The organism is Ruegeria sp. BB7, assembly GCF_056539365.1.
This window is the reverse complement of record NZ_JBQFUV010000002.1, coordinates 288309-311671: the sequence shown is the minus strand read 5'-3', so window position 1 is coordinate 311671 and position 23363 is coordinate 288309. Positions and strand designations below refer to the sequence as shown.

Genomic DNA, 23363 nt, shown 5'->3' with positions numbered 1-23363 from the left:
GGTGCCTTTTCCTTGGCACCACCACCGCCTATACACTGCCCCGCAACATCAACCCAAAGGGCACGATATGACCTACCATCCCAAATCGGATTTCATCGCCACGATGATCGAGCGCGGCTTCCTCGCCGACTGCACCGATTATCAGGGCCTTGACGAAGCGCTGATGAGTGGATGCAAGCCGGCCTATATCGGCTTTGATGCAACGGCCAAGTCGTTGCATGTGGGCAGCCTGATCCAAATCATGATGCTGCGCTGGTTCCAGAAAACCGGCCACCAGCCGATCACCCTGATGGGGGGCGGCACCACCAAGGTAGGCGACCCGTCTTTCCGTGCGGATGAACGCCCCCTGCTGGGCCCCGAACAGATCGACGAAAACATCGCGGGTATCAAAAAGGTTTTCGCGGCCTACATCGACTATGACAGCGACGCCGAAAACAAGGCGCTGATGCTGAACAATGCCGAATGGCTGGACGGTTTGAACTACCTCGACTTCCTGCGGGACATCGGGCGGCATTTCTCGGTCAACCGGATGCTATCATTTGAATCCGTGAAATCACGGCTGGACCGCGAGCAGTCGCTTTCGTTCCTCGAATTCAACTACATGATCCTGCAGGCCTATGACTTCCTTGAGCTAAACCGCCGTTACGGCTGTGTTCTGCAGATGGGCGGCAGTGACCAGTGGGGCAATATCGTTAACGGTATCGACCTGACCCGTCGCGTGCTGGATCACGAGATCTACGGCCTGACTTCGCCCCTGCTGACCACCAGCGACGGCAAAAAGATGGGCAAGTCTCAGGACGGCGCTGTATGGCTGAACGCGGAAATGCGCTCGCCATATGAGTTCTGGCAGTTCTGGCGCAACACCACCGATGCGGATGTGGGTCGCTTCCTGAAGCTCTACACTGAAATGCCGGTGGATGAATGTGATCGCCTTGGCGCATTGCAGGGGTCGGAGATCAATGAGGCCAAGATCCGCCTCGCCAACGAAGTCACCGCGCTGCTGCACGGGGCCGAGGCTGCGGCAAACGCCGAGGCCACCGCACGCGAAGTGTTCGAAAAGGGTGGCGTCGGGGACGATCTTCCGACCCTGACTTTAAGCGCGGATGAGCTGGGCGATGGCATGTCCATCGTACAGGTCATCGTGAAATCGGGCCTTGCGAAATCCGGTAAAGAGGCCAAGCGCCTGATTGCCGAAAATGGAGCAAAACTGGATGACGCTCCGCTGACCGATGCAGGGCTGATGATCGACGCGGGCGCGCTGTCCTCGCCAATCAAGCTGAGCGCTGGCAAGAAGCGGCACGCGCTGGTGCAGTTGGGCTGATCAGCGACCAGACAAAGGAAGCAACGGCCACCTAGGCGGGTGGCCGTTTTTCGTTTCAGGTGGTGGTAAGGAGATTACCGCTTGCCGCCGTTGCCCTGACCGCCTTTGCCGGACCCGTTGCCCTGGCCGTTATTGCTGCCACCATTTCCGGTGCCGGGGCCAGAGCCGCCATTGTTGCCTCCGCCGTTGCCAGGGTTTCCGTTGTTTCCGTTACCATTGCCCGGACCGCCATTGTTGCCGCCGTTCCCACCGCCGTTGTTGCCGTCACCTGGGTTACCCCCACTATCGCCGGGATTTCCTCCCCCGCCACCAGGACCTGAACTTCCTCCGTTGTCCGGGTCAATACCAGCGAACTGTTCACTTTCACGGTTCTCTCCATCAGGAGCAGATGCACTGATCGCCTCCGTCGGGAGGTCTGTCAGCAAAGCCGCCAAACCGGGACACATCGCTCCTGTGTTTACCAAGGTGGTTTCGAAATCTGAACGTTTCTGCAACTGCTTAAGAAAACTCGGCGTGACCTGTGAACAGGCACACAGCGCGGCATAATCGCCGCCGTTCGCTGCGTCACGCGCAGTTTTCGCGTTGCAGACCTCAGACGCTGCAGCCGCGCTGCCGGTCATCAAAATCCCCATGAAAGGCGCGATCGCAAGAGCGCCCAGCTTGTGCTTTGTACTCGTTAACATGTCAGTACCTCCTGACCAATAAACAGCCAACCACGTCAGGTTGTTCGATCACGAAATGGGCACAGAGGGTAAAGGCTGGATGAGCATAATCTGAGGATTTGTTAATCAATTTATACCGACAGCAGCTCAAGGTCTGGTTCCAAAACACTGGACAGGCCCCCAGCGTTCCAGTTATTGAACATTTGTTCATTAACCTGGAAGGCACCTGTCATGCACCTGTCGAACACAGCAGCCATCATAACCGGAGGCGCTTCGGGCCTTGGCGAAGCAACGGCCCGCCACTTTGCGGACCAAGGCGCGCAGGTCACGATCCTAGACAGGGACACGGATCGCGGCACGCAGGTCGCCGCCGAGATCGGGGGTTACTTTGCGCAAACCGATGTCACAGACGAAAGCTCGGTCTCTACCGCCATCTCCACTGCACTGGACAAAATGGGCAAGATCACGGCAGCTGTGAATTGTGCGGGCATTGCCATTGGGGCCAAAACAGTGGGTCGTGAAGGCCCACACCCGCTGGACGCTTTCCAGCGCACCATAGACATCAACCTAATTGGCACTTTCAACGTTTCGCGCTTGGCTGCCGTTGAAATGGCTAAGAACGAGCCAGAGCCGGATGGCGCCCGCGGAGTAATTATCAACACAGCTTCGATCGCGGCCTTTGATGGGCAAAAAGGCCAAGCCGCCTATGCGGCCTCAAAAGGTGGTGTGGTCGGGATGACCTTGCCGATGGCGCGCGATCTGGCCTCGAGCGGTATTCGGGTTATGGCAATCGCCCCCGGCATTTTTATGACCCCGATGCTGGCCAGTCTGCCAGAAGAGGTGCAGCAACAATTGGCCGCCGACGTACCTAACCCTGCCCGTTTGGGAGATCCTCGTGAATACGGGCAGTTGGCCGGGTTTATTGTTGAGATGGGGTACCTGAACGGAGAAGTCATCCGCATCGACGGTGCCCTGCGTATGCGCTAAGCCTACCCTATGACCGAGCGGGAAAAGATGCAGGCCGGGCAGTGGTATTGCTGCCTTGACGCGGAATTGAATGAATTGCGCGCGGAAGCCCGGCGAGCAGTTCATGCGCACAATACCTGCCAGCCGGACGCACGAGGAGCCATGGCACCAGAGTTACAAGCCCTGCTCGCCAGCACAGGCCCTGATTGCTTTCTCGAAGCCCCCTTTCACTGCGCCTATGGTCTGAATATTCACCTCGGAGCGCGAGTCTATTTCAACGCAGGATGTATTGTTCTGGATACCGCGCCGGTGCAGATCGGAGACGACACGATGTTCGGCCCTCACGTCCAGATCTATTGCGCCCAGCACGCCAAAGATCCAGCTGAGCGCGCGCAAGGGCTGGAAATCGGTCTACCAGTGACCATTGGCCGGAATGTCTGGGTGGGCGGCGGTGCCATCCTGATGCCCGGCATCACCATCGGCGACAACGCCACCATAGGCGCAGGCAGCGTCGTCACCAAGAGCGTCGCTGCCCGAAAAACGGTAGTCGGAAATCCTGCCCGCCCTGTGAAATGATTCTGTCACCTATTCACGAGAGCGTTTTTTTGACCAGCGCACTTCGATTGTCGCTGTTCCGGATTCCCAATCAAATTCCGTATCGGAACTCAGGTCTTCAGAGGATTTTACAGCCCCTTCAAAGGAAGGGCGCAATTCTATCCCAACGCGATTTACCATCGAGGTTGCAGCATCAGCCAACTGCCGCCTAAGTGTCTCTGCGGGAATAACCTCAATTTCGGCAATCGTTACGCCATCCACCTGAAGCTTTGGCATATATTCTGCTCCTTTCAGTACCTGACTTACAATTGCCCGACTTGCCCTAAACACCCTCAGCCTTTTCCTCAAGCGTCAACCACTCTTCCTCAGCCGCTACCAGTTTTTCCTGGCGCTCCACCAGAGCTTCGGTCGCCTTCTGAAACTTAACCGGCTCGCGCGTGAACAGTTCGGGGTCAGACATGAGTTCTTCCAGCTTGCCGATCTCGGCCTCAAGGCGGGCGATTTCGGCGGGCAGCTTCTCAAGACGATGCTTTTCCGAGAATGAGAGGCCTGATTTAGGCTGGTTTTCCTGCTTTATCTTCGGTTTGGATGCCTTTGTTTTTTCAGCCTTCTTCTCAAATACATCGCCCCGCTGCGCAATGTAATCCGACCACCCGCCCGCGTAAACGGTTGCGCGACCATTGCCTTCCATCGCAATCGTCGTGGTGGCGACCCGGTCCAGAAAATCCCGATCGTGGCTGACCAGCAGAACAGTGCCGTCATAATCGTCCAGCAGTTCCTGCAACAGGTCCAGAGTTTCGACATCCAGATCGTTGGTCGGTTCATCCAGCACCAGCAAGTTCGAGGACTTGGCCATCAGCTTGGCCAGCAGCAACCGCGCCTTTTCGCCGCCCGACAGGGACTTAACAGCCGCTCTCGCCTGCCGTTCATCGAACAGGAATTCCTTGAGGTAGCCGACCACGTGCTTTGGTTGACCACCGACCATGACCTGATCGGCCTTGCCCGAAACCCGCATCTCGGGGTCGCCGGTCAGGCTGTCCCACAGGCTCATCTCGGGGTCCAGTTGCGCACGGGTCTGGTCAAAAACAGCAGTTTCCAGATTGGTACCCAAGGCCACCGAACCCTCATCGGGCTGCTCCTGCCCCAGCAGCATTTTCAGCAGCGTCGTCTTGCCAACACCGTTGGGGCCGACAAAAGCCACGCGGTCACCGCGCTGTACAAGCAGATCAAAGTTCCGAACGATCTGCTGCGCGTCAAAAAACTTGGTCAAGCCTTTGGCTTCAATTACCTTTCGCCCCGATTTCGGCCCGGCCTCGAGCGTCATCGCCGCCGAGCCCTGACGTTTAATCTGCGCCGCTTTCTCGGCACGCAATGCCTGTAAAGCTCGAACCCGACCTTGATTGCGTTTCCGGCGCGCACTGATACCTTCAACGGCCCATTTCGCTTCGGACTTGATCAGGCGGTTTAGTTTGTGTCGCTGCTGATCCTCTTCGTCCCAAATCTTGTCACGCCAGGCTTCGAACGCATCGAAACCCTGCTCCTGCCGTCGCACCATGCCGCGGTCGATCCACAGCGTCGCACGTGTCAGCGCCCGCAGAAATGCGCGGTCATGCGAGATCAGGACATAGGCAGTTCGAGTCGAACCCAACTCACGCTCGAGCCAGGCAATCGCTTCGATATCCAGATGGTTGGTCGGCTCATCCAGCAACATCAGGTCAGGTGCTTCGGCCATCAACTTGGCCAGCGCCGCCCGCCGCCTTTCCCCACCCGAGGCGGTTTCGACCGCGCGGGAGGGATCAAACTTCAGCCCCTCACCCGCACGCTCGACCTTGTACAGCTCGCCCGGCTCCAACCCGCTTGAGGCATAGTCGCCCAACGTGGCGAAGCCTTCCATGGTCGGGTCTTGCTCCATGTAACCAACAGATTTTCCAGGTGGAATCACGATATCGCCTTGGTCGGGTTCAACCAGCCCGGCCATCACTTTCATCAGGGTGGATTTGCCCGACCCGTTCCGCCCCACCAAAGCGACACGGTCGCCCGGCTGCACCACTAGGTCCAGCTCCGAAAACACCGGATCGCCCCCGAAGGTCAGGGAAATACCGGACATCTGCAACAAAGGAATTCTCGCCATGCCCGCCAGCTAAACCGGCAGACACAATGCGTCAACGCCTCTGCTTCACCTTTTCAAAAATACTCAAATCACCCGGCGACCGCCCGCAGCAGACGTTTTCGGGCTGGGGGAATCGCGCCGATCTCAAGCCCGGTGAAGACATGCAGGGTATTCATGTGCCGGTCCACCACGGCATGATCGCTGACCCAACCACCCATCATCAGATAAGTACGCAGCAAGGGCGGCATCCGTAGCATCGCCTTTTTCGCATCCGGCCTGCGACGCAGACGCGCGGCAAATCGAAAAACATCCGGCGCCTTTACCCGCGGCAGCCAGCGTTTCGGCGCCAGATGCCGGTGCTTCAGCATTGCGAAGGCATCAAGATATTCCTCGGTCTCTGTACCGGCAAAAGAGGAACAGCCGAACAACATCTCAACCCCGTTTTGATCGACATAGGCTGTCATCGCCCCCCAAGCGACACGCAGAATGTCCGGGTCGGTGCAATCGGGATGGATGCAGAACCGCCCCATCTCGACCATCCGCTTCTCAAAACCCTCAAGCACGGAGAGATCATAGAATTGTGAAGAATAGCTCCGGCTAATCTCAGCCCCGCTGTCCATCGTCAGCATGCGAAAGCAACAAACCAGCTGCCCATCGTGCCGCATGTCTTCAACCAGAATATGTTCGCAGACCAGATCAAAATCGTCCTGATCAGTCTGCTCTGTGCCAAAAGCCAGCGTGCGCAGTACCTGCGCCGCTGCCACATCCTGAGGTGACTGCGCCAAGCGCGCACGATACCGGCCTTTGCCAAGCAATAGTGTCATGGTCGCATCCTCCACGGTTGCTGACCCGATTTCTCATGCTGTGTCATTACCCACAATGTGTGACTGTCGTATGACTATCGCAAGGTGTGGCTTGCTGTTACTCGCTGGCTCCTGGGATATTGGCCGGATTGAAATTGCCAATGTTGCCCAGCAGCTGACGCAGGAAGCCCGAGCCTTCAATCGACGATTCGGTGACGCGACGATCCAGCTGAACGACGATTCCGTCTTCAAGCCCGAACCGTTCGATATTGCGGACAACACCCCGGTCATCGAAGCTGATCGCCACCAACTCGCGCGATACTACTTCAGGTTTTTTCGGGCCGTAGTGCCGAACACGCGAGCGGACGTAGTAAAAACCGGAATCACGCACTACGCCGGACGAGCTGGGCGCCCCGACCGCTTCGAGCACACTGTCGCGGGTGTCGACGCCTACCTTGATCTCGGCCAGTTCTTCAGGTGCAGGAATATATCCGTGATTATTGAAGACCGGCGTACATGCCGTGGCCGCTGCCAGACAGGCCGCAAAGACGAGCGTTTTCGACGCCGGTTTCAACCTGTTCACAACCTTCAACATTTACACCCTCTTGCCTTAGCCCTTTGCGGGCCCTATCCGCTTACATCAAACCGCCGCCCCGGTTCAACACAGGAAAGGGTCACAAATGAGCAACCAGACATCTCTGCGGGTGGCCGACCTGCCCCAAAATGCATCAACCCCCTTTGACTTGCGTCCTGACGCCAAGGCATTGGAGGCTATAAAAGATGAACTAGACTTGTTGGGTCTTCGCAAACTCAGCTTTGTGGGTGACGTCAGGGCACAGGGTAAACGCGACTGGGTGCTGACCGGCAAATTGGGCGCGACAGTGATTCAACCTTGCGTCGTCACGCTTGAACCTGTGACCACGCGGATCGACATACCTGTGGCGCGAACCTTTATGGCCGACTGGGTCGATCCCGAAGAACCTGAATTCGAAATCCCCGAGGATGACGAGACCGAGCAACTGGGCGCTGAGATCGACCCCGCCCTTGTCATGATCGAGGCCCTATCGCTGGCCCTGCCCCAATACCCGCGCAAGGTTGGCGCGGAACTGGGACAAGCCGACTTTACCGAACCCGGTAAACAGGCAATGACGGACGAGGATGTCAAACCCTTTGCCGGTCTGGCCGGTTTGCGTGACGCACTGAAAAAAGACGAGTGACATAGGTCTGTTTTCCTGTCATAGCAGTCGCTCAGAAAAATCGCTTGAACATGTCGAGAATCGCAGTATTTTCGCGCGCTCATCGGAATTTGGGTTGGACATTGCGGGGCTCGTCCCCTAAACGCGCGTCAAACCACGAGAAAAACGAAGAATGAAACCCGGCCCACAGCGAATCTGTTGGCCCTCAGTAGACAAAGGTTGAGACCATGGCCGTCCAACAGAACAAAGTTTCCAAGTCGCGTCGCAACAACCGCCGCGCGCACGACGCTCTGGTTGCTGCAAACCCGAACGAATGCGCAAACTGTGGTGAGCTGAAGCGCCCGCACCACGTCTGCGCGTCCTGCGGCCACTACGGTGACCGCGAAGTCGTCGCACAGGCCGACGAAATCGACCTGGACGAAGACGCGGCCTAAGCTTCTAAAACGCGCAGGCAAGGCATGACAGAACAGCCCTCGCAGGCCGGACGGATTACCATCTCGGTTGACGCTATGGGCGGAGACTCGGGGCCCGCAACCGTGGTTGCGGGCATTGCCACATCGGCAAACAAAAATCCCGAAATCGCATTCATCCTGCACGGGCCTGAGCAAACGCTGCGCAAACTTGTCGCCAAACGGCGTGTCCTTCAGGGGCGCGTCGTTTTTCGTGATTGCCCGGATGTAGTCACGATGGAGGACAAGCCCAGCCAGGTTGTGCGCAACGGCAAGAACACGTCGATGTGGTCGGCGCTGGAGTCCGTACGCAAAGGCGAAGCCCATGGCGCCGTGTCCTGCGGCAATACCGGCGCGCTGATGGCGCTGTCGATGATGCGCCTGCGTAAATTGCCGGGCGTGAACCGTCCGGCTATTGCGATTCTGTGGCCCTCGCGCAACCCGCAGGGCTTCAATGTGATGCTGGATGTGGGCGCGGATGTGCGTGCCGACGCCAAGGATCTTCTGCAATATGCGCTTATGGGTGCCTCGTATGCGCGCAATGGCATGGCGCTGGAACGCCCCCGGATCGGCCTGTTGAATGTCGGCACCGAAGAACACAAAGGTCGGGCCGAGCTGAAAGAAGCACACGCGATGATTTCAGATTTCGCAGAGCGGGCAAACTTCGATTTTGTGGGCTTTGTCGAAGGCAGTGACATACCCGGTGACAAAGCAGATGTTATTGTAACCGATGGGTTTACCGGAAACGTCGCTATTAAGACCGGCGAAGGTACGGCCAGCCTGATTGGCGATCTGCTGCGTCAGGCGTTCAAGTATTCTCCTTTGTCGCGCCTTGCTTCAATCCTGGCCATCACTTCATTGCAGCGCTTGAAAAAGCGCATCGACCCGCGCCGTGTGAATGGCGGAGTCTTTCTTGGCTTAAATGGAACCGTGGTCAAATCGCATGGTGGCGCTGACGCCACCGGAGTCTCTGCGGCAGTCAAACTGGCCTTCACGCTGGCCCAGTCTGGTTTCGCCGAAAAATTGGCGGCACGGGTTGCATCGACAGCCGAGCTTGCACAAGATGCCGCCCACACGCCGCCAAAAGCCGGCGAATAACAAAAAAGGCAGTACCCCAGTATGGCAGGCCGTTCAGTTGTCGTAGGTGTCGGACACTATTTGCCAGAGCGCATTGTTCCGAACTCCGAGTTTGAAAAGACACTCGATACAACGGATGAGTGGATCAAGACCCGCTCTGGGATTGAGCGACGCCATTTCGCTGCCGAGGGGGAAACCACTTCGGATTTAGCCACAAAGGCAGCTGAAGCCGCGCTGGCCGATGCGGGGATAACGGCTGAAGATGTTGACGCCATCATTGTGGCCACCTCAACCGCCGATCTGACCTTTCCGTCTGCCGCAACCATGGTGCAGGCACAGTTGGGCATGACCAAGGGTTTCGCCTTTGACGTTCAAGCCGTCTGCGCCGGATTTGTCTTTGCGCTGACCAATGCCAACGCCCTGATCCTGTCTGGTCAGGCCAAACGCGTTCTAGTCATTGGGGCCGAAACCTTCTCACGAATCATGGACTGGACGGATCGGTCGACCTGCGTGCTGTTCGGCGATGGCGCTGGCGCGCTGGTGCTGGAACTGCAAGAGGGCGAAGGCTCAGCGCAGGATCGGGGCATTCTGGCGACCGACCTGAACTCGGACGGGCGTTACAAGGATCTGCTTTATGTGGACGGCGGTGTGTCGACCCATTCGACTGGCCACTTGCGTATGCAGGGCAATCAGGTTTTCCGCCATGCCGTTGAAAAACTGGCAAAAACGGCCGAAACCGCGCTGGAAACCGTCGGTCTGAACAGTTCAGACGTCGACTGGATCGTGCCGCATCAGGCGAATATCCGTATTATTCAAGGCACTGCCAGGAAAATGGGCTTACCGATGGAAAACGTCGTCGTCACTGTCCAGGATCATGGCAACACGTCGGCAGCGTCGATTCCCCTCGCGCTGTCCGTGGGCAAACAGCGCGGTCAAATTAAGCAAGGCGATCTGATCGTGACCGAGGCAATCGGTGGTGGCCTGGCGTGGGGTGCGGTTGTTCTGCGCTGGTAACCGGCGCAATTCGGCTTACACACCGCCCTGCAATTCATTGATATTGACAGTGAATTTCCCCTCGCCGTATTCTATGGCATCAACAGGGGAAATGGTATGGGCGATAAAACACTGACCCGAATGGATCTGAGCGAGGCCGTCTTCCGCGAGGTCGGCCTGTCACGCAATGAAAGTGCACAACTGGTAGAAAGCGTTCTGAACCACATGTCCGACGCCTTAGTGCGTGGTGAACAGGTGAAGATCTCGTCTTTTGGCACCTTCAGCGTTCGGGACAAAACTGCTCGTATCGGTCGTAACCCCAAAACTGGCGAAGAAGTACCTATTCAGCCTCGCCGCGTTCTGACTTTCCGCCCGTCGCACCTGATGAAGGATCGCGTCGCCGCAGGGAATCGCAAGTAAGATCAGGGCGGCACGATCATGAGCAAGTCCCCCGACGCCTTTCGCACGATCAGTGAAGTTGCGGACTGGCTCGGCGTTCAGGCTCATGTTTTGCGCTTTTGGGAAAGCCGCTTCAATCAGGTCAAACCAGTAAAACGTGCGGGGGGCCGGCGCTATTACCGGCCCAATGACATGCGCTTACTGGGTGGCATCAAGAAATTGCTGCACGAGGACGGAATCACCATTAAAGGCGTTCAGCGCATCCTGCGCGAACAGGGTGTGAACCACGTCGCCTCGCTGTCTCAGGGGTTGGAAGAATCGGCTGAACCGATTGCTTCGGCACAGGACAATGTGGTTGTTCCTTTTGCATCCAAGCCTGCACCAGCAAACGAACAGATCAAACTTGACCTTGGTGAAAATACAGCTTCACAAGCTGCACCGAAGTCTCCTGCCGCATCGTCGCAAACGCCTGTTCCTAAGCCTGAAGAGCCCGCTGAGAAGGCTGAACCAGAATTTGCGAATGAGGCACCTCTGATGGGTGGGATCGCAACGCGGGCCTGGCAACGAACGGATTTCGACGATCAGTTGTTGAAACAGATCGCGCCGGTTGCAAAAGACCTGCGTGCCGTCTTGAACCGCATTGAAAACCGAACGGCGGGATAAGAAAAAAGGCGATGATTTCCTCTTGCCCCTGCCGGGAAAGTCTTTATGAACACCTCAACGTCGGGCTATGGCGCAGCCTGGTAGCGCGTCCGTCTGGGGGACGGAAGGTCGCAGGTTCGAGTCCTGCTAGCCCGACCAAATCACACCGACGTTTATGGCAGACAGGCCAGATCCCGCTCTGGCATCAGGGGGATCGGAATGACAGGTGTATGCCCAAACCAACAGATCGAAACGATGATCGAACGTGGTGAGATCACCGCCAACCCCGAGATTATTCCGGCTCAGGTCCAACCGGCAAGCCTTGATTTACGTCTCGGAACAACAGCTTACCGTGTGCGCGCATCGTTTCTGGCAGGCGCAGGACGATCGGTTGCAGATCGGTTGAACGAATTTGAAATGCACCGCATCGACATCTCGGACGGTGCCGTGCTTGAAAAAGGTTGCGTCTATCTGGTTCCGTTGATGGAATCGCTGGCCCTGCCCGATCGTGTAACTGCGGTGGCCAACGCCAAAAGCTCGACCGGGCGGCTGGACCTTCTGACCCGCACCATTACCGATGGTGGTACCGAGTTCGACCGCGTGCCTGCGGGCTATACCGGACCTATCTACGCCGAGATCTGCCCGCGTTCTTTCTCGGTTCTGGTGCGACCCGGAATGCGGCTGAACCAGATTCGATTCCGTGAGGGTCAGGCGGTTCTCAGCGATGCAGAACTGACCGTGCTGCACAACGATTCACCTTTGGTTGATGGCCCAGCGGTCATACAGGATGGCTTAGGTTTCTCAGTCGACCTGCAACTGCCTGATACCGATCTTGTTGGCTACCGCGCCAAGCCGCATACCGGCGTGATCGACTTGGACCTTATCGGAGAATACGAGCCCCAAGAATACTGGGAAGCGGTGCGCACCAAGGACGGCCGCATCATTCTGGACCCCGGAGCGTTCTACATTTTGGTCAGCCGAGAGGCCGTGCACATCCCGCCGATGTATGCGGCCGAAATGGCCCCCTATCTGGCGATGGTCGGCGAGTTTCGGGTTCATTATGCAGGTTTTTTCGATCCCGGCTTTGGCCACGCCGCCGCCGGAGGCGCCGGTTCGCGCGGCGTGCTGGAGGTGCGCTGCCACGAAGCGCCCTTCGTGCTGGAACACGGTCAGGTCGTCGGTCGGTTGGTCTATGAAAAGATGGCCGAGATGCCCACGCAGCTTTACGGTGCGGGCATTGCGTCAAACTATCAGGGACAGGGGCTGAAGCTGTCCAAACACTTCAAAGCGGTTAGCTGATCAGAACTTTGTAAATCGCCGCATCTGCCGGGTGATCCGTTGCGCCTGTTTCAGGTGCTGCGAAGGGCGCGGCCCGTTACTCTTCGCACTGTTGGGTTCGTCAGGTTGGCCGCCCATTCGGCTGGCCATGTCAAACCCCTTGTCCACCCCCTTATTGACAAGGCGGCGCATGACCTGACGCACGATCATGTCGATAATCCGATTGGCGTTCATTGCTCAACTCCGTTTCCTCAGCCTCAACATAGGGGAACCCAGTGACAGCAAAAAGGGCTGCTCGATCACTCTTCCTCGAACAGTTCGGTCTGATCTTCCTCTTCCTCATCCTCGCGGCCTTCGCCTAGCGGAATTGCACCCGGAGGCGGCCTGTTCTCCAACAGGCCAGCGGCGCGTAGTTCCTTGAGCCCCGGCAAGTCGCGGGCATTCTCCAGGCCGAAATGATCAAGGAATTGCGGCGTCACCACAAACGTCACCGGGCGACCCGGCGTCATGCGACGGCGGCCCAGCCTGATCCATTCCATTTCCAGCAATTGGTCAATGGTCCCTCGTGAAACCGAGACGCCCCGAATCTCCTCAATCTCGGCGCGGGTACAAGGCTGGTGATAAGCCACGATGGCCAGCGTCTCGATCGCGGCGCGGCTAAGCTTGCGGGTCTCGACCGTTTCCTTCTGCATCAAAAAACCAAGATCAGGCGCGGTTCGGATAGCCCAACCCTCACCCACCCGCACAACACGTACGCCGCGGCCTTCATAGCGTTTTTGAAGCAATTCTACAGCTTGCGCCGCGTCGCTGCCATGAGGCATCCGCGCCTCAAGGTCACCAATCGAAACCGGTTCGGCACTAGCAAACAACACGGCCTCAACCATGCGTTCCTGCTCCGCCAAGGGCGGCGCTTCGAACAGGGTGCCGGTGCCTTCGTCTTCGGGGGCGTCAGTCACGTGTCTCGGTCCTCTTGCGCAAATGGATCGGAGCAAAGGTCTCGCTCTGCTTGATCTCCATGTGTCCTTCTTTCACCAGTTCCAGCGAGGCCGCAAAGGTCGCTGCGGTGGCCGAACGCCTGCGGACCGGGTCAGCATCCCAGCCGTCAGGCAAATAGGTCTCCATATCTGTCCAGGTGCCCGCAAAGCCGATCAGGGGGCGCATCCGTTCCAGCGCCTGTTCCATCGTGAACACCGAATCCCGGTCCATCACGAACGGGCGGAACTCGTCACGGGTGCGGATACGCGCGTAGCCCTGCATCAAGTCCAACAGGGTAGCCGAGTAAGTTACGGTTCGGATGCGAGTGACATCCTCGGCCTGCCCTCGCTTGAAGAAGTCACGGCCAAGCTGATCCCGCGCCATCAAGCGAGCGGCAGAGTCGCGCATGGCTTGCAGGCGTTCCAACTGAAACGCCAGATGCGCGGCCAGTTCCTCACCCGACGGGCCTTCGTCATCCGGATCGGGGGGCAGCAGCAGTCGGGATTTCAGAAACGCCAGCCATGCGGCCATCACCAGATAGTCAGCCGCCAGTTCGATCCGCAGCGCGCGGGCCTTTTCCACAAACGCCAGATATTGCTGCGCCAGCGCCAGAACCGAGATTTTGCGAAGGTCGACCTTTTGCGTGCGCGACAGAGTCAGCAGCACGTCCAGCGGGCCTTCGAACCCGTCGACGTCGACGATCAGCGCCTCGGCGGCCAGCCGATCCGCGACCGAGACCGGGTCTTCGCTGAAAAGGTTATCGTTCATATACCTGCCCGCCCATTAGGGCAGATAGTTCCGCCTCGGCGGCTTGGATGTCAAGTTCCACAGGCTTTTGCCGCATTGCCAACGCTTTTTCCGCGCGTTTTTGTGCCGGATCAGTCATTTCATCGGCAGCCTCCAATACTTTGGCGCGGGCTTCAAACGAGCCATTGCAATGCAGAACCACATCGCATCCGGCGGCCAGCGCCTGACGGGCGATTTCTTCGGGCGCGCCGCTGAGGGCCTTCATCGAGATGTCGTCGGTCATAATCAGACCCTTAAAGCCAATCTTCTCGCGGATCAGGCCGATCATCGTTGACGAGATTGTCGCGGGTCGCGGGTCGATCTGGTCATAAACCAGATGCGCCGTCATCCCCATTGGCAGGTCATTCAATGCGCGGAAGGGTGCGAAATCTGCTTGTTCCAGCGCATCCAGCGGCAAGTCCACATGCGGCAGGTCGTGGTGGCTGTCCAGCGTCGACAAACCATGCCCCGGCATGTGCTTTATGACAGGAAGAAGTCCGCCATCCAAATGCCCTTTGGCCACCGCGCGCCCCAGCCCGGAAACCGTTTTGGGGTCAGACCCATAGCAACGGTTCTTCAGAAACTTATGAGTATCCTTACGCGCCAGATCGACCATCGGGGCGCAGTTGCTGTCGATGCCCAGCTCGAACAGCTCATTCGCAATCAGACGGTAACGCAGATACATTGCGCGTGCGGCCTGGTCCCCAGCCCTTTCGGTATGATCCAGGGGCGGCATCCATTCCCGCGCCAAAGGCGCGCGCAGGCGCTGTACCCGCCCCCCCTCTTGGTCAATGGTGATCGGGCAATTGCGGCCCACGGCCTCGCGAAAGTCATCACACAAGGCGCGTATCTGGTCGGCGGTGTCGATGTTGCGGGCAAACAAAATGAACCCGAACGGGTTCATATCGCGGAACAGGCTCTTTTCCACATCCGTCAGGCGCAGGCCTTCGGCGTCGGTGATCGCCGCGCCAAAGCTCACCTGGCGGCCACCGGGATACAATCGGCGCCTTGCCCCTCAAGCGCAGCACAGAACTGGCGTGATTCGCTCAGGTCATCGAAGCCAAGCACACGCAGGCGATAAAAAGTCCGCCCCCCACGTGAAGTTTTTTCTATAACCCGTTGCTTTCCATCCATATACTCTGCGAACCGACCGTTCAAACGATCCCATTCAGCGCGCGCTATGTCGGAGCTTTCATAAGCCCCCAATTGCGCCATGCGCGTACCCTTGGACAGGGTGTTGGGGTCTATGTCCAGACCAACGGCCGCTTTTACTGCAGCGTTGATTGCATTTTCAGTGCTGCTGTTGGGGGAAATACCGCTGGATGTTGAACGCGCCGGGCGCGTGATCGGTCGCAAGGATCGACGGACACCCGGCAGCGCGGCCAGTTCCGGATCGGGCAATTGCGCGGCCAAATCAGCAGGATCAATAGCAGGTTCGTCTTCGGGCAATGCCAAAGCGGCCAGTTGCACGCCTTCATCCGCTGGTTCTTCGGCTTTGGCATCCTCGCCCGCCAATTCAGCGACCAGAGCATCAACGGTGTTCTGGCGCAGTTGGGCGGCTTCCTGATCGGAAATCTCTTCCTGAACAACATGCACGGCCGGGGTCGGCTTTAGTCCATCAACCGGCGTATCCTCATCCGTCAAAGAAACGGGACGCGGTGCAAGGATCAGGCGATCCGCCGGGGGCGCAGCGGTTCCGACCGCAGCCACCGCATTTACTGCAAGACCCTGATGGTCCGCAGGTGTTCCACCTGGGTTTTCTGGCTGGATGCGCATTGGCCCTTCGATGGCGCGCACAACCGGTACGCCGCTGACATCACGCATCACCAGCTTATAGCCCCAGACACCAATCCCGGCGACCAAAGCAAGGGACGCAACCGCGCCCAGCGCGTTTACGATACGACCCAGCCCCGCTGCGCGCGGTGCCTCTTCATACTCGTGCATGTTGTCGGAATATTCATACGCATCCTGCGGATGCGGTTGATTCGTGTAATGCATCTGCTCGGGGCTGATTTGCCCCGAGTAATCGTAACGTGCCATGTCCGCCTCACCGCCCGAATCACGCCTGAAAATAAGGCGCGCGGGTCATTTCTTGCCTACCTCGTACCGGCGCGTCGGGCGGTATTTGTTACCGCATCTCCTGCGCTGGAGTAACGCCAAGAATACCCAAGCCCGCTGAAATCACAACAGAAACAGCCCGGGCCAATGCGATTTTTGACTGGCTTGTGACAACATCGCCATCCTGAATGAAACGCAACTGCGTTTCATCGTTGCCCTTATTCCACAATGCGTGGAAGTCGCCCGCAAGTTCATACAGGTAGAAGGCAACCCGGTGCGGCTCGTTGGTGCGGGCAGCAATCTCAACCAAACGCGGCCATTCGGCCAGCTTCTTGGCCACGGTCAGCTCAGAGGCGTGATCGTTCTTGCTGAGGTCAGCACTGGCGAGGATCGCATCATCGGCGGCAATCCCGGCCTCGGCGGCACGGCGCAGCACGCTCATGACGCGGGCATGGGCGTATTGCACGTAGAACACGGGGTTCTCGCGGCTTTGCTCAAGCACCTTGTCGAAATCGAAATCCAGCGGTGCGTCGTTCTTGCGGGTCAGCATCACGAAACGGGTCACGTCAGGTCCAACCTGATCCACCACGTCACGCAGGGTAACAAAGTTCCCTGCCCGCTTGGACATCTTGAACGGCTCGCCATTCTTCCACAGCTTCACCAACTGGGTCAGCTTGATGTCCAGCGGCACCTTGCCATCAGACAGGGCCGAGACAGCCGCCTTCATCCGTTTGACATAGCCGCCATGGTCCGCGCCAAAAACGTCGATCAGAGCATCAAACCCTCGGGTCACCTTGTCATAGTGATAGGCGATATCGGGGGCGAAATAGGTCCAGCTGCCGTCCGATTTCTTAACCGGGCGGTCGACGTCATCGCCGTGCTCGGTCGATTTGAACAGGGTCTGCTCGCGCGGCTCCCAATCCTCGGGCTTTTTGCCTTTGGGCGGCTCCAGAACGCCTTCGTAGATGAGGCCTTTCTCGGTCAGCGACTCCAGCGCAGCCTCGATCCGGCCCGTGCCATAAAGCGATTTTTCCGAGAAAAACACATCCATCTCAACACCCAGCGCCTTCAGGTCGGCGCGGATCAGGTCCATCATTGCATCAGTGGCAAAGTTGCGCAGATCCGCAAGCCACTCGCTTTCCGGCTTGTCGATCAGGCTGTCGCCATATTTCTCTTTCAGCGCCTCCCCGATCGGGATCAGGTAATCGCCCGGGTACAGCCCCTCGGCAATTTCGGGGCTCAGACCATTGGCCTCGCGATAGCGTTCATAGGCCGAGCGCGCCAATACATCCACCTGCGCGCCGCCATCGTTGATATAGTATTCGCGGGTTACGTCATGGCCGGAATAGGCCAGCAGGCTCGCCAGAGCATCCCCGAACACAGCGCCCCGCGTATGGCCCACATGCAGCGGACCGGTCGGGTTGGCGGATACGTATTCGACGTTAACCTTCTGCCCTTGTCCCATGGTCGAGCGGCCAAAGTCGGTGCCCTTCTCCAGCACCGCTGCCAGCACGCCCTGCCAGACCGACGGCGCAAGACGCAGGTTCAAAAAGCCCGGCCCGGCCACCTCGGCACTGGTGATACGGTCATCCGCCGCCAGTTTTCCGGCCAGCACATCGGCAATGTCGCGCGGCTTCATCTTGGCGGGTTTTGCCAGCACCATCGCCGCGTTGGTCGCCATGTCGCCATGCGCGGCGTCACGCGGCGGTTCGACCGCGACGTTGTCAAAGCTCAGCCCCTCGGGCAGCGCGCCTTCGGACTGCATCTGTGCCAGCGCGTCCAGTACGAGGCCGCGGATCTCGGAAAACAGGTTCATTTCGGATGTCCTTTTGCTTGCTCGGCGGTTTACCACGCAAAGCGGCAAGGTCAATGGAAGCGATCAGTTTCCGCTTGGATTAGCTGTAAACGAGGCTAAGGTCACAAAAAGTTGCCAACTCGGAGATCGTTTCATGCGCCTAGCTCTGCCTCTTGCCTTTGTCCTGACTACATCGATGCCGGTCTGGGCCGAGATGCCTGCGCCGCAAGGTCACGTTCTGTTGACGCTGGGCGGAGCAGTTACGGAAACCAACCTGCCTGCACGCGGTGAAAATGATGGCGGCTTGCTGGGCCACCTCGACGTACAGCACGACGGAGCCGCCGGTTTTGACGCATCAACACTGGACGACCTTGAGCAGGTGCAAATCACCATCTCATACGGCCCCGAGGGCAATAAGCGCGACATTGCCTTTTCCGGCCCGCTCCTGTCCGACGTGATGCGTTTGGCAGGTGCCGATGGGAAAACCGCAAAGCCAATGGCTATGGATGGCTATCAAGCAAAAATTCCATGGGCCAAGATTGAGGCACACCAACCTATCTTGGCTACACATGCCGACGGCACTCCGATGGGCATTGGCGACTATGGTCCGACGATGATCGTTTTCCCCCCCACCGAGGACGCCGATCTGGCGCAGGAACAGGCGGGACAGCAGGTCTGGGCACTGGCCTACATTGAGATCGAGTAACTACCGACCAGTTAACCGCGCGTGATCCTGCAAGGCAAAGCGATCCGTCATACCGGCAATGTAATCCGACACGATCCGCGCCAACGCGGTTTCATCTTGCGCCGCCTCGATATCCCCATGCCAGCGCTTAGGCATCTGCTTGGGATCATCAAGGTAAATCGGGAACAGTTCTTTTACGATCCGGCTTACCTCGGCCCGCACCTCCATCACGCTGGGCGCGCGGTACATTCTCGAAAACAGGAAGGCGCGGATTTCCTTTAGCTGCGCCCAGAGGCCAGTTGAAAACTGTATCACTGGATAGCCCAAATGCCGGATATCCTCGACCGTCTGTGCCCCTGACTGCGCCATGAGATCACGCGAAGTGTCAATCACATCCGAAACCATGACACCAAAAACCCTCCGCAACGCTTCATGCCGGCGGCGATACGGATCCAGACCGGGATACTTGCGGTCAACTTCCGCATAGCAGTCACCGACAATCGGCAATTGCTGAATGTCATCATCGGTGAACAGATCGGCCCGCAGCCCGTCCAGCAGGTCATGATTGTTGTAGGCGATGTCATCGGAGAGCGCGGCGACCTGCGCCTCGGCGCTGGCATGGGTGTGCAATTCCAGATCGAAACTTTCGTTGCACTCAGCCAGAGCCCAGGGCAATTCCCCATCTACCGGCCCGTTATGCTTGGCAATCCCCTCAAGACACTCCCAAGTCAGGTTACAGCCGTCGAAATCCGCATAATGACGCTCCAGCTTGGTGACAATCCGTATAGCCTGCGCGTTGTGATCAAAGCCGCCATATGGCCCCATCAAGGCGTGCAATGCATCTTCTCCGGTGTGACCGAACGGCGTATGCCCAAGATCATGCGCCAGCGCCACTGCCTCGGTTAGTTCCGGGTTCAAACCCAAAGCACCGGCGATCGTCCGCGCCACCTGTGCAACTTCGATCGAATGGGTCAGACGTGTGCGATAACTGTCGCCTTCATGCTCTACGAATACCTGAGTTTTGTGCTTCAGCCGCCGGAACGCGCTGGCGTGAATAATCCTGTCCCGGTCACGCTGAAAACATGACCGAAAACTGCTTTCCTCCTCTGGCACAAGCCGCCCTCTTGCGCGGCCTGGGTCCGAGGCAAAACCCGCTCTATCCAAAGGTCTTGTCCTTGTCGCCTGTCTTAAGGTTCCATATATTGTAGGTTGTTCAATAAATAAACCTTTGGAGTCCGGCATGAATCTGCCCCCAACAGTGACAGAACGCGCCTTCGATCGCCTGGCCGAGATCGGCGCAGCGGATCAAGGGCAAGCCCTACGCGTCGCGGTGGAAGGCGGCGGATGCTCAGGTTTTCAATATGAAATCGCGCTGGACGAGCCGAAAGAGGATGATCTGGTTCTTGAAGGCAAGGGCCAGAAGGTCATTGTCGATTCAGTTTCTCTACCATTTCTGGAAAATGCGGTAATCGATTTCACTCAGGAATTAATTGGCGCGCGGTTTGTGATCGAAAACCCAAACGCCACCTCGTCTTGCGGCTGCGGCACGTCTTTCTCGATGTAATCGCCAGTGGGGGCTTTGCCCCACACCCCCAGGATATTTTCAGCCAGATGAAGGAGGGATCCGCTCTCTGACCAATGCCAGAGAGCTTCACCTGGCGCGGTCATCGGCGTCCCCGCCTGTTCCGCCTTACAATTTTTCCGCAAAAATGGTTAAAAATCCGTTTCTTCATCTGGCTAAAAATATCCCGGAGCGCGAGGCAGAGCCTCGCTAACCCGCCAACTGACTTGCCGTTGGACCAGTTCTGGGCGATAGGTTGCGACAAGCCAGCGGAGGAGCGCGCATGAAAATCGCCACGTTCAACATCAACGGCATCAAAGCGCGGGCCGAAGCTCTGCCAAGGTGGCTGGATGAATCTCAACCAGACGTGGTACTGCTGCAGGAAATCAAATCAATCGACGAAAATTTCCCACGCGAGATGTTTGAAGAGCGCGGATATAACGTCGAAACGCATGGCCAGAAGAGCTTCAACGGCGTAGCGATCCTGTCAAAGCTACCGCTTGAAGACGTGTCTCGTGGCTTGCCGGGCGACGAAGATGACAAACAGGCGCGCTGGATAGAGGCCACGGTGATTGGCAAGCAGGCGCTTCGAATCTGCGGGTTGTACTTGCCCAATGGCAACCCCGTGCCCGGACCAAAATACGACTACAAGCTGGCCTGGATGGAGCGACTGTATCAGCGCGCGCGCGATTTGATGGCTGCTGAGGAACCTGCTCTTATGGCGGGGGATTACAACATTATACCTCAAGCTGAGGATGCGGCCCGCCCTGATGCCTGGCGTGAGGACGCCCTGTTTCGTCCTGAAAGCCGTGCGGCGTTCCGCAAAATTCTCAATCTGGGCTTCACCGAGGCGTTCAGGACCCGCACTCAGGGCCCCGGCCAGTATTCTTTTTGGGACTATCAGGCCGGAGCTTGGAACAAGAACGACGGCATTCGCATCGACCACTTTTTGCTGACGCCGCAAGCTGCTGATCTGATGCGAGACTGCCAAATTGACTCAGCGGTGCGCGGGCACGAGAAGCCTTCGGATCACGTGCCGGTCTGGATCGACCTCGACCTGTGACCGCTTACGCCGTCGCGTCGTAGCTGTAGATCCACTCGTATTTCTTTGCCAACTGCGCCCCGATCGCCATCAGCGCCATCTGTGCCGCCAGTCGCATCGGGCCGCGCAAATGGAAATTACGCGCATTGGCGCCTGCGGCGGCAACCACTCGTTTGGCTCTGGATCGACGGTGGGCTTCATAGGCTGCCAAGGCTTGGGTCACTCCGGGTTGTTCTTCGAAAGATCGGGCCAGAACCCAGGCATCCTCTAGCGCCAGGCATGCCCCCTGCGCCATGAAAGGCAGCGTTGGGTGCGCGGCATCGCCAAGCAGGGCTAGGCGTCCGTCCTGCCAGTTTTGCGCAACGGGACGCAAGAACAGAGCCCACACATGTGTTTCTGCCACTTCGGCCAGAATGTCACGCACCGGGTCTCCAAAATCGGCAAATCGTTGACGCAGGTCGTTCGGATCACCCTGTAGACGCCACCCCTCTTCCTGCCAGTCCGAGCGTTCCTCGATCGCTACGACATTCATCAGGGATTGATCGCGCAACGGATAGGTCACCACGTGCCGCCCCGGGCCCATGGTCAACGAGGCGCGCGGAGAGTGATCCCGGTGTGACCAAGGAACCATCGCACGCCACGCCACCTGATGCGTGAACTGCGGATTTTCGACCCCATTCAGGATAGGACGGATCGCACTGCGCCCCCCATCCGCTGAGATGGCACATTCCGAGCGGAACCGCGCGCCGCTCTTAAGAACCACCTCTGCTTCACCGGGATGGTTAACCACTTTCTCAACCCGCGCGCCAAGGCGGATATCAACGCCGGTAGCCACAGCCGCGCGGTGCAGCAAATCCAGAAGGTCCGCTCGGTGATAGTAATAGGTCTGCCCGGCGGCGGGCGCAGGAACATGGCTGATAATCCGGCCCCGGCGATAGTCGCGCAAGACCGTACCATGGGAGATCTGACCATTCTCGGGCACTTGCCCAACTACATTCAGCGCCCGCAGAACCGTCGTCCCATTTGCGCTGATCTGGAGACCCGCGCCCATTTCGGTCAATGCCGGGGCTTGCTCTAGCACAGTCACCTGCGCCCCGCGTTGCTGCAACGCCAAAGCAGCCGCTAGCCCCCCTATTCCGCCGCCGATAATACTGAATTTCAGACTGTCGATATTCATGGCATCGGCTTAACGCAAAAACGCCGAAGCCACAGGCCCCGGCGTTCGAGTATTCCCGAATTTCCCAGCGATCAATCGTCGCGGTGGACCTTTTCGCGGCGCTCGTGGCGTTCCTGCGCCTCAAGCGTCATTGTGGCGATCGGACGCGCGTCCAGACGTTTCAGCGAGATCGGGTCGCCCGTCATCTCGCAATAGCCGTATTCACCCTCGTCGATGCGGCGCAGGGCCGAGTCGATCTTGGCCACCAGCTTGCGCTGACGGTCACGGGTGCGCAGTTCCAGCGCGCGGTCGGTTTCCTCGCTCGCGCGGTCAGCAACGTCCGGAATGTTACGGGTGTTGTCCTGCAGCCCTTCGATCGTGTCGCGGCTGCCCGCCAATAATTCAGTCTTCCAATCCAGCAGCTTGCGGCGAAAATACTCAAGCTGTCGGTCATTCATGAAAGGCTCATCTTCGGCCGGACGGTAATCCTCCGGCAGAAAAACTTCCTGCTTCATTTTTGCTCCCTCGGTTTGGCCAGAAACGTCGGTTGCGATTGATTCACCTGACATTTGGCACTCCCTTCTGCCGTGCGTTTATCCGACGCGCGTATGAATGTCACTACACAAACGTCGTGTTGAAACGCTACGGCATCGACTTGTCTAAATATGAGACATGTAACAGCAAAACCTTGTTTTTCTGTGAAAAATGTCAGGCGAAACTTGGGCAAACCACAACCAGAGCGGCACTCAAAGGGTCCCGAATCACACAAAAGAGATTGGAGTTGCTACGAAAATTGCATCGCGTGACGCGGTCGCCCGCTTGTCAAAATCATCGCCCCTCTGTAACCCGAACAG

At 58.1% G+C, this 23363-nt stretch carries 27 protein-coding genes and 1 tRNA gene; 14 read left to right on the top strand and 14 right to left on the bottom strand.

Annotation, left to right across the window (positions count from 1 at the left end; genetic code table 11):
* Positions 1 to 67 precede the first annotated feature (67 nt).
* Entirely contained in the window at positions 68 to 1321 is a 1254-nt protein-coding gene (gene tyrS / locus ACR0D7_RS06720; protein ID WP_480678294.1) for a tyrosine--tRNA ligase, read from the top strand.
* Positions 1322 to 1395: 74 nt separating this feature from the next.
* Here the strand turns inward: tyrS and ACR0D7_RS06715 are convergent, their stop codons facing one another.
* Positions 1396 to 2004 carry a hypothetical protein gene (locus ACR0D7_RS06715; RefSeq protein WP_480678293.1) on the bottom strand — a complete coding sequence of 203 codons (609 nt, stop codon included), beginning with the start codon at positions 2002 to 2004 and terminating at the stop codon, positions 1396 to 1398.
* Positions 2005 to 2214: 210 nt separating this feature from the next.
* On the opposite strand from ACR0D7_RS06715, the gene ACR0D7_RS06710 reads away from it, so the two are divergent.
* On the top strand, positions 2215 to 2970 hold the full coding sequence (locus tag ACR0D7_RS06710) for a 3-hydroxyacyl-CoA dehydrogenase (protein ID WP_480678292.1): 756 nt from the start codon (positions 2215 to 2217) through the stop codon (positions 2968 to 2970).
* A gap of 9 nt (positions 2971 to 2979) precedes the next feature.
* A complete protein-coding gene (locus ACR0D7_RS06705) occupies positions 2980 to 3525 on the top strand; it encodes a sugar O-acetyltransferase (RefSeq protein ID WP_480678290.1) in 546 nt (181 codons plus the stop codon).
* Between the two features lie 9 nt (positions 3526 to 3534).
* Here the strand turns inward: ACR0D7_RS06705 and ACR0D7_RS06700 are convergent, their stop codons facing one another.
* From ACR0D7_RS06700 to ACR0D7_RS06685, 4 genes are all read right to left on the bottom strand, one after another.
* A complete protein-coding gene (locus ACR0D7_RS06700; protein ID WP_480678289.1) occupies positions 3535 to 3780 on the bottom strand; it encodes a hypothetical protein in 246 nt (81 codons plus the stop codon).
* A gap of 46 nt (positions 3781 to 3826) precedes the next feature.
* Complete coding sequence (locus ACR0D7_RS06695) at positions 3827 to 5635, bottom strand: ABC-F family ATP-binding cassette domain-containing protein (RefSeq protein ID WP_480678288.1); 1809 nt, start codon at positions 5633 to 5635, stop codon at positions 3827 to 3829.
* A 68-nt stretch (positions 5636 to 5703) separates the two neighbouring features.
* Entirely contained in the window at positions 5704 to 6438 is a 735-nt protein-coding gene (locus ACR0D7_RS06690; RefSeq protein ID WP_480678287.1) for a GNAT family N-acetyltransferase, read from the bottom strand.
* Between the two features lie 97 nt (positions 6439 to 6535).
* Complete coding sequence (locus ACR0D7_RS06685) at positions 6536 to 7012, bottom strand: outer membrane protein assembly factor BamE (RefSeq protein WP_480678286.1); 477 nt, start codon at positions 7010 to 7012, stop codon at positions 6536 to 6538.
* Between the two features lie 85 nt (positions 7013 to 7097).
* Here ACR0D7_RS06685 and ACR0D7_RS06680 point away from each other — a divergent pair, with 85 nt between their 5' ends.
* The 8 genes from ACR0D7_RS06680 to ACR0D7_RS06645 all read left to right on the top strand — a co-directional run bounded on the left by ACR0D7_RS06680 (position 7098) and on the right by ACR0D7_RS06645 (position 12472).
* Positions 7098 to 7634, top strand: a complete 537-nt coding sequence (locus tag ACR0D7_RS06680; protein WP_480678285.1) for a YceD family protein — start codon at positions 7098 to 7100, stop codon at positions 7632 to 7634.
* Positions 7635 to 7840: 206 nt separating this feature from the next.
* Positions 7841 to 8047, top strand: a complete 207-nt coding sequence (gene rpmF / locus ACR0D7_RS06675; RefSeq protein WP_480678284.1) for a 50S ribosomal protein L32 — start codon at positions 7841 to 7843, stop codon at positions 8045 to 8047.
* A 24-nt stretch (positions 8048 to 8071) separates the two neighbouring features.
* Positions 8072 to 9160 carry a phosphate acyltransferase PlsX gene (plsX, locus tag ACR0D7_RS06670; protein ID WP_170382936.1) on the top strand — a complete coding sequence of 363 codons (1089 nt, stop codon included), beginning with the start codon at positions 8072 to 8074 and terminating at the stop codon, positions 9158 to 9160.
* 21 nt (positions 9161 to 9181) lie between these two features.
* Positions 9182 to 10153, top strand: coding sequence for a beta-ketoacyl-ACP synthase III (locus ACR0D7_RS06665; protein ID WP_480678283.1), 972 nt, complete (start codon positions 9182 to 9184; stop codon positions 10151 to 10153).
* A 96-nt stretch (positions 10154 to 10249) separates the two neighbouring features.
* Entirely contained in the window at positions 10250 to 10552 is a 303-nt protein-coding gene (gene ihfA, locus ACR0D7_RS06660; RefSeq protein ID WP_008755922.1) for an integration host factor subunit alpha, read from the top strand.
* Between the two features lie 18 nt (positions 10553 to 10570).
* Positions 10571 to 11194, top strand: a complete 624-nt coding sequence (locus ACR0D7_RS06655; protein WP_480678282.1) for a MerR family transcriptional regulator — start codon at positions 10571 to 10573, stop codon at positions 11192 to 11194.
* 61 nt (positions 11195 to 11255) lie between these two features.
* A tRNA-Pro gene (locus tag ACR0D7_RS06650) sits at positions 11256 to 11332 on the top strand.
* 60 nt (positions 11333 to 11392) lie between these two features.
* Positions 11393 to 12472 carry a 2'-deoxycytidine 5'-triphosphate deaminase gene (locus ACR0D7_RS06645; protein WP_480678281.1) on the top strand — a complete coding sequence of 360 codons (1080 nt, stop codon included), beginning with the start codon at positions 11393 to 11395 and terminating at the stop codon, positions 12470 to 12472.
* Here ACR0D7_RS06645 and ACR0D7_RS06640 read toward each other — a convergent pair whose 3' ends face one another.
* From ACR0D7_RS06640 to argS, 6 genes are all read right to left on the bottom strand, one after another.
* Positions 12473 to 12685, bottom strand: coding sequence for a hypothetical protein (locus ACR0D7_RS06640; protein ID WP_480678280.1), 213 nt, complete (start codon positions 12683 to 12685; stop codon positions 12473 to 12475).
* 65 nt (positions 12686 to 12750) lie between these two features.
* Positions 12751 to 13407, bottom strand: a complete 657-nt coding sequence (gene scpB, locus ACR0D7_RS06635; RefSeq protein WP_480678279.1) for an SMC-Scp complex subunit ScpB — start codon at positions 13405 to 13407, stop codon at positions 12751 to 12753.
* Positions 13400 to 14194, bottom strand: a complete 795-nt coding sequence (locus tag ACR0D7_RS06630) for a segregation and condensation protein A (RefSeq protein ID WP_170572167.1) — start codon at positions 14192 to 14194, stop codon at positions 13400 to 13402. The genes scpB and ACR0D7_RS06630 overlap by 8 nt, the downstream gene beginning before the upstream one ends.
* A complete protein-coding gene (nagZ, locus tag ACR0D7_RS06625; RefSeq protein ID WP_480678278.1) occupies positions 14184 to 15191 on the bottom strand; it encodes a beta-N-acetylhexosaminidase in 1008 nt (335 codons plus the stop codon). The genes ACR0D7_RS06630 and nagZ overlap by 11 nt, the downstream gene beginning before the upstream one ends.
* Positions 15188 to 16252 carry an SPOR domain-containing protein gene (locus ACR0D7_RS06620; RefSeq protein WP_480678277.1) on the bottom strand — a complete coding sequence of 355 codons (1065 nt, stop codon included), beginning with the start codon at positions 16250 to 16252 and terminating at the stop codon, positions 15188 to 15190. Before ACR0D7_RS06620 ends, nagZ begins: the two co-directional genes overlap by 4 nt.
* An 88-nt stretch (positions 16253 to 16340) precedes the next feature.
* Positions 16341 to 18086: an arginine--tRNA ligase gene (gene argS, locus ACR0D7_RS06615; protein ID WP_480678276.1), complete on the bottom strand. Its 1746-nt coding sequence runs from the start codon at positions 18084 to 18086 to the stop codon at positions 16341 to 16343.
* A 133-nt stretch (positions 18087 to 18219) separates the two neighbouring features.
* Here argS and ACR0D7_RS06610 point away from each other — a divergent pair, with 133 nt between their 5' ends.
* Positions 18220 to 18771: a putative pterin-binding protein gene (locus tag ACR0D7_RS06610; RefSeq protein ID WP_480678275.1), complete on the top strand. Its 552-nt coding sequence runs from the start codon at positions 18220 to 18222 to the stop codon at positions 18769 to 18771.
* On the opposite strand, the gene ACR0D7_RS06605 is transcribed toward ACR0D7_RS06610, so the two are convergent.
* Positions 18772 to 19914, bottom strand: coding sequence for a deoxyguanosinetriphosphate triphosphohydrolase (locus tag ACR0D7_RS06605; protein WP_480678274.1), 1143 nt, complete (start codon positions 19912 to 19914; stop codon positions 18772 to 18774).
* Between the two features lie 76 nt (positions 19915 to 19990).
* Here ACR0D7_RS06605 and ACR0D7_RS06600 point away from each other — a divergent pair, with 76 nt between their 5' ends.
* Both ACR0D7_RS06600 and xth read left to right on the top strand, forming a co-directional pair.
* The gene (locus ACR0D7_RS06600) at positions 19991 to 20314 is read left to right on the top strand and encodes a HesB/IscA family protein (RefSeq protein ID WP_170572178.1); all 324 of its coding nucleotides are present in this window, start codon (positions 19991 to 19993) and stop codon (positions 20312 to 20314) included.
* A gap of 280 nt (positions 20315 to 20594) precedes the next feature.
* Positions 20595 to 21374, top strand: a complete 780-nt coding sequence (gene xth, locus ACR0D7_RS06595; protein WP_480678273.1) for an exodeoxyribonuclease III — start codon at positions 20595 to 20597, stop codon at positions 21372 to 21374.
* 4 nt (positions 21375 to 21378) lie between these two features.
* On the opposite strand, the gene ACR0D7_RS06590 is transcribed toward xth, so the two are convergent.
* The gene (locus tag ACR0D7_RS06590; protein WP_480678272.1) at positions 21379 to 22530 is read right to left on the bottom strand and encodes an FAD-dependent oxidoreductase; all 1152 of its coding nucleotides are present in this window, start codon (positions 22528 to 22530) and stop codon (positions 21379 to 21381) included.
* A gap of 71 nt (positions 22531 to 22601) precedes the next feature.
* Positions 22602 to 23024 (bottom strand): RNA polymerase-binding protein DksA, encoded by a 423-nt coding sequence (gene dksA / locus ACR0D7_RS06585; protein WP_170329440.1) that lies wholly within the window; start codon positions 23022 to 23024, stop codon positions 22602 to 22604.
* Between the last annotated feature and the right edge of the window lie 339 nt (positions 23025 to 23363).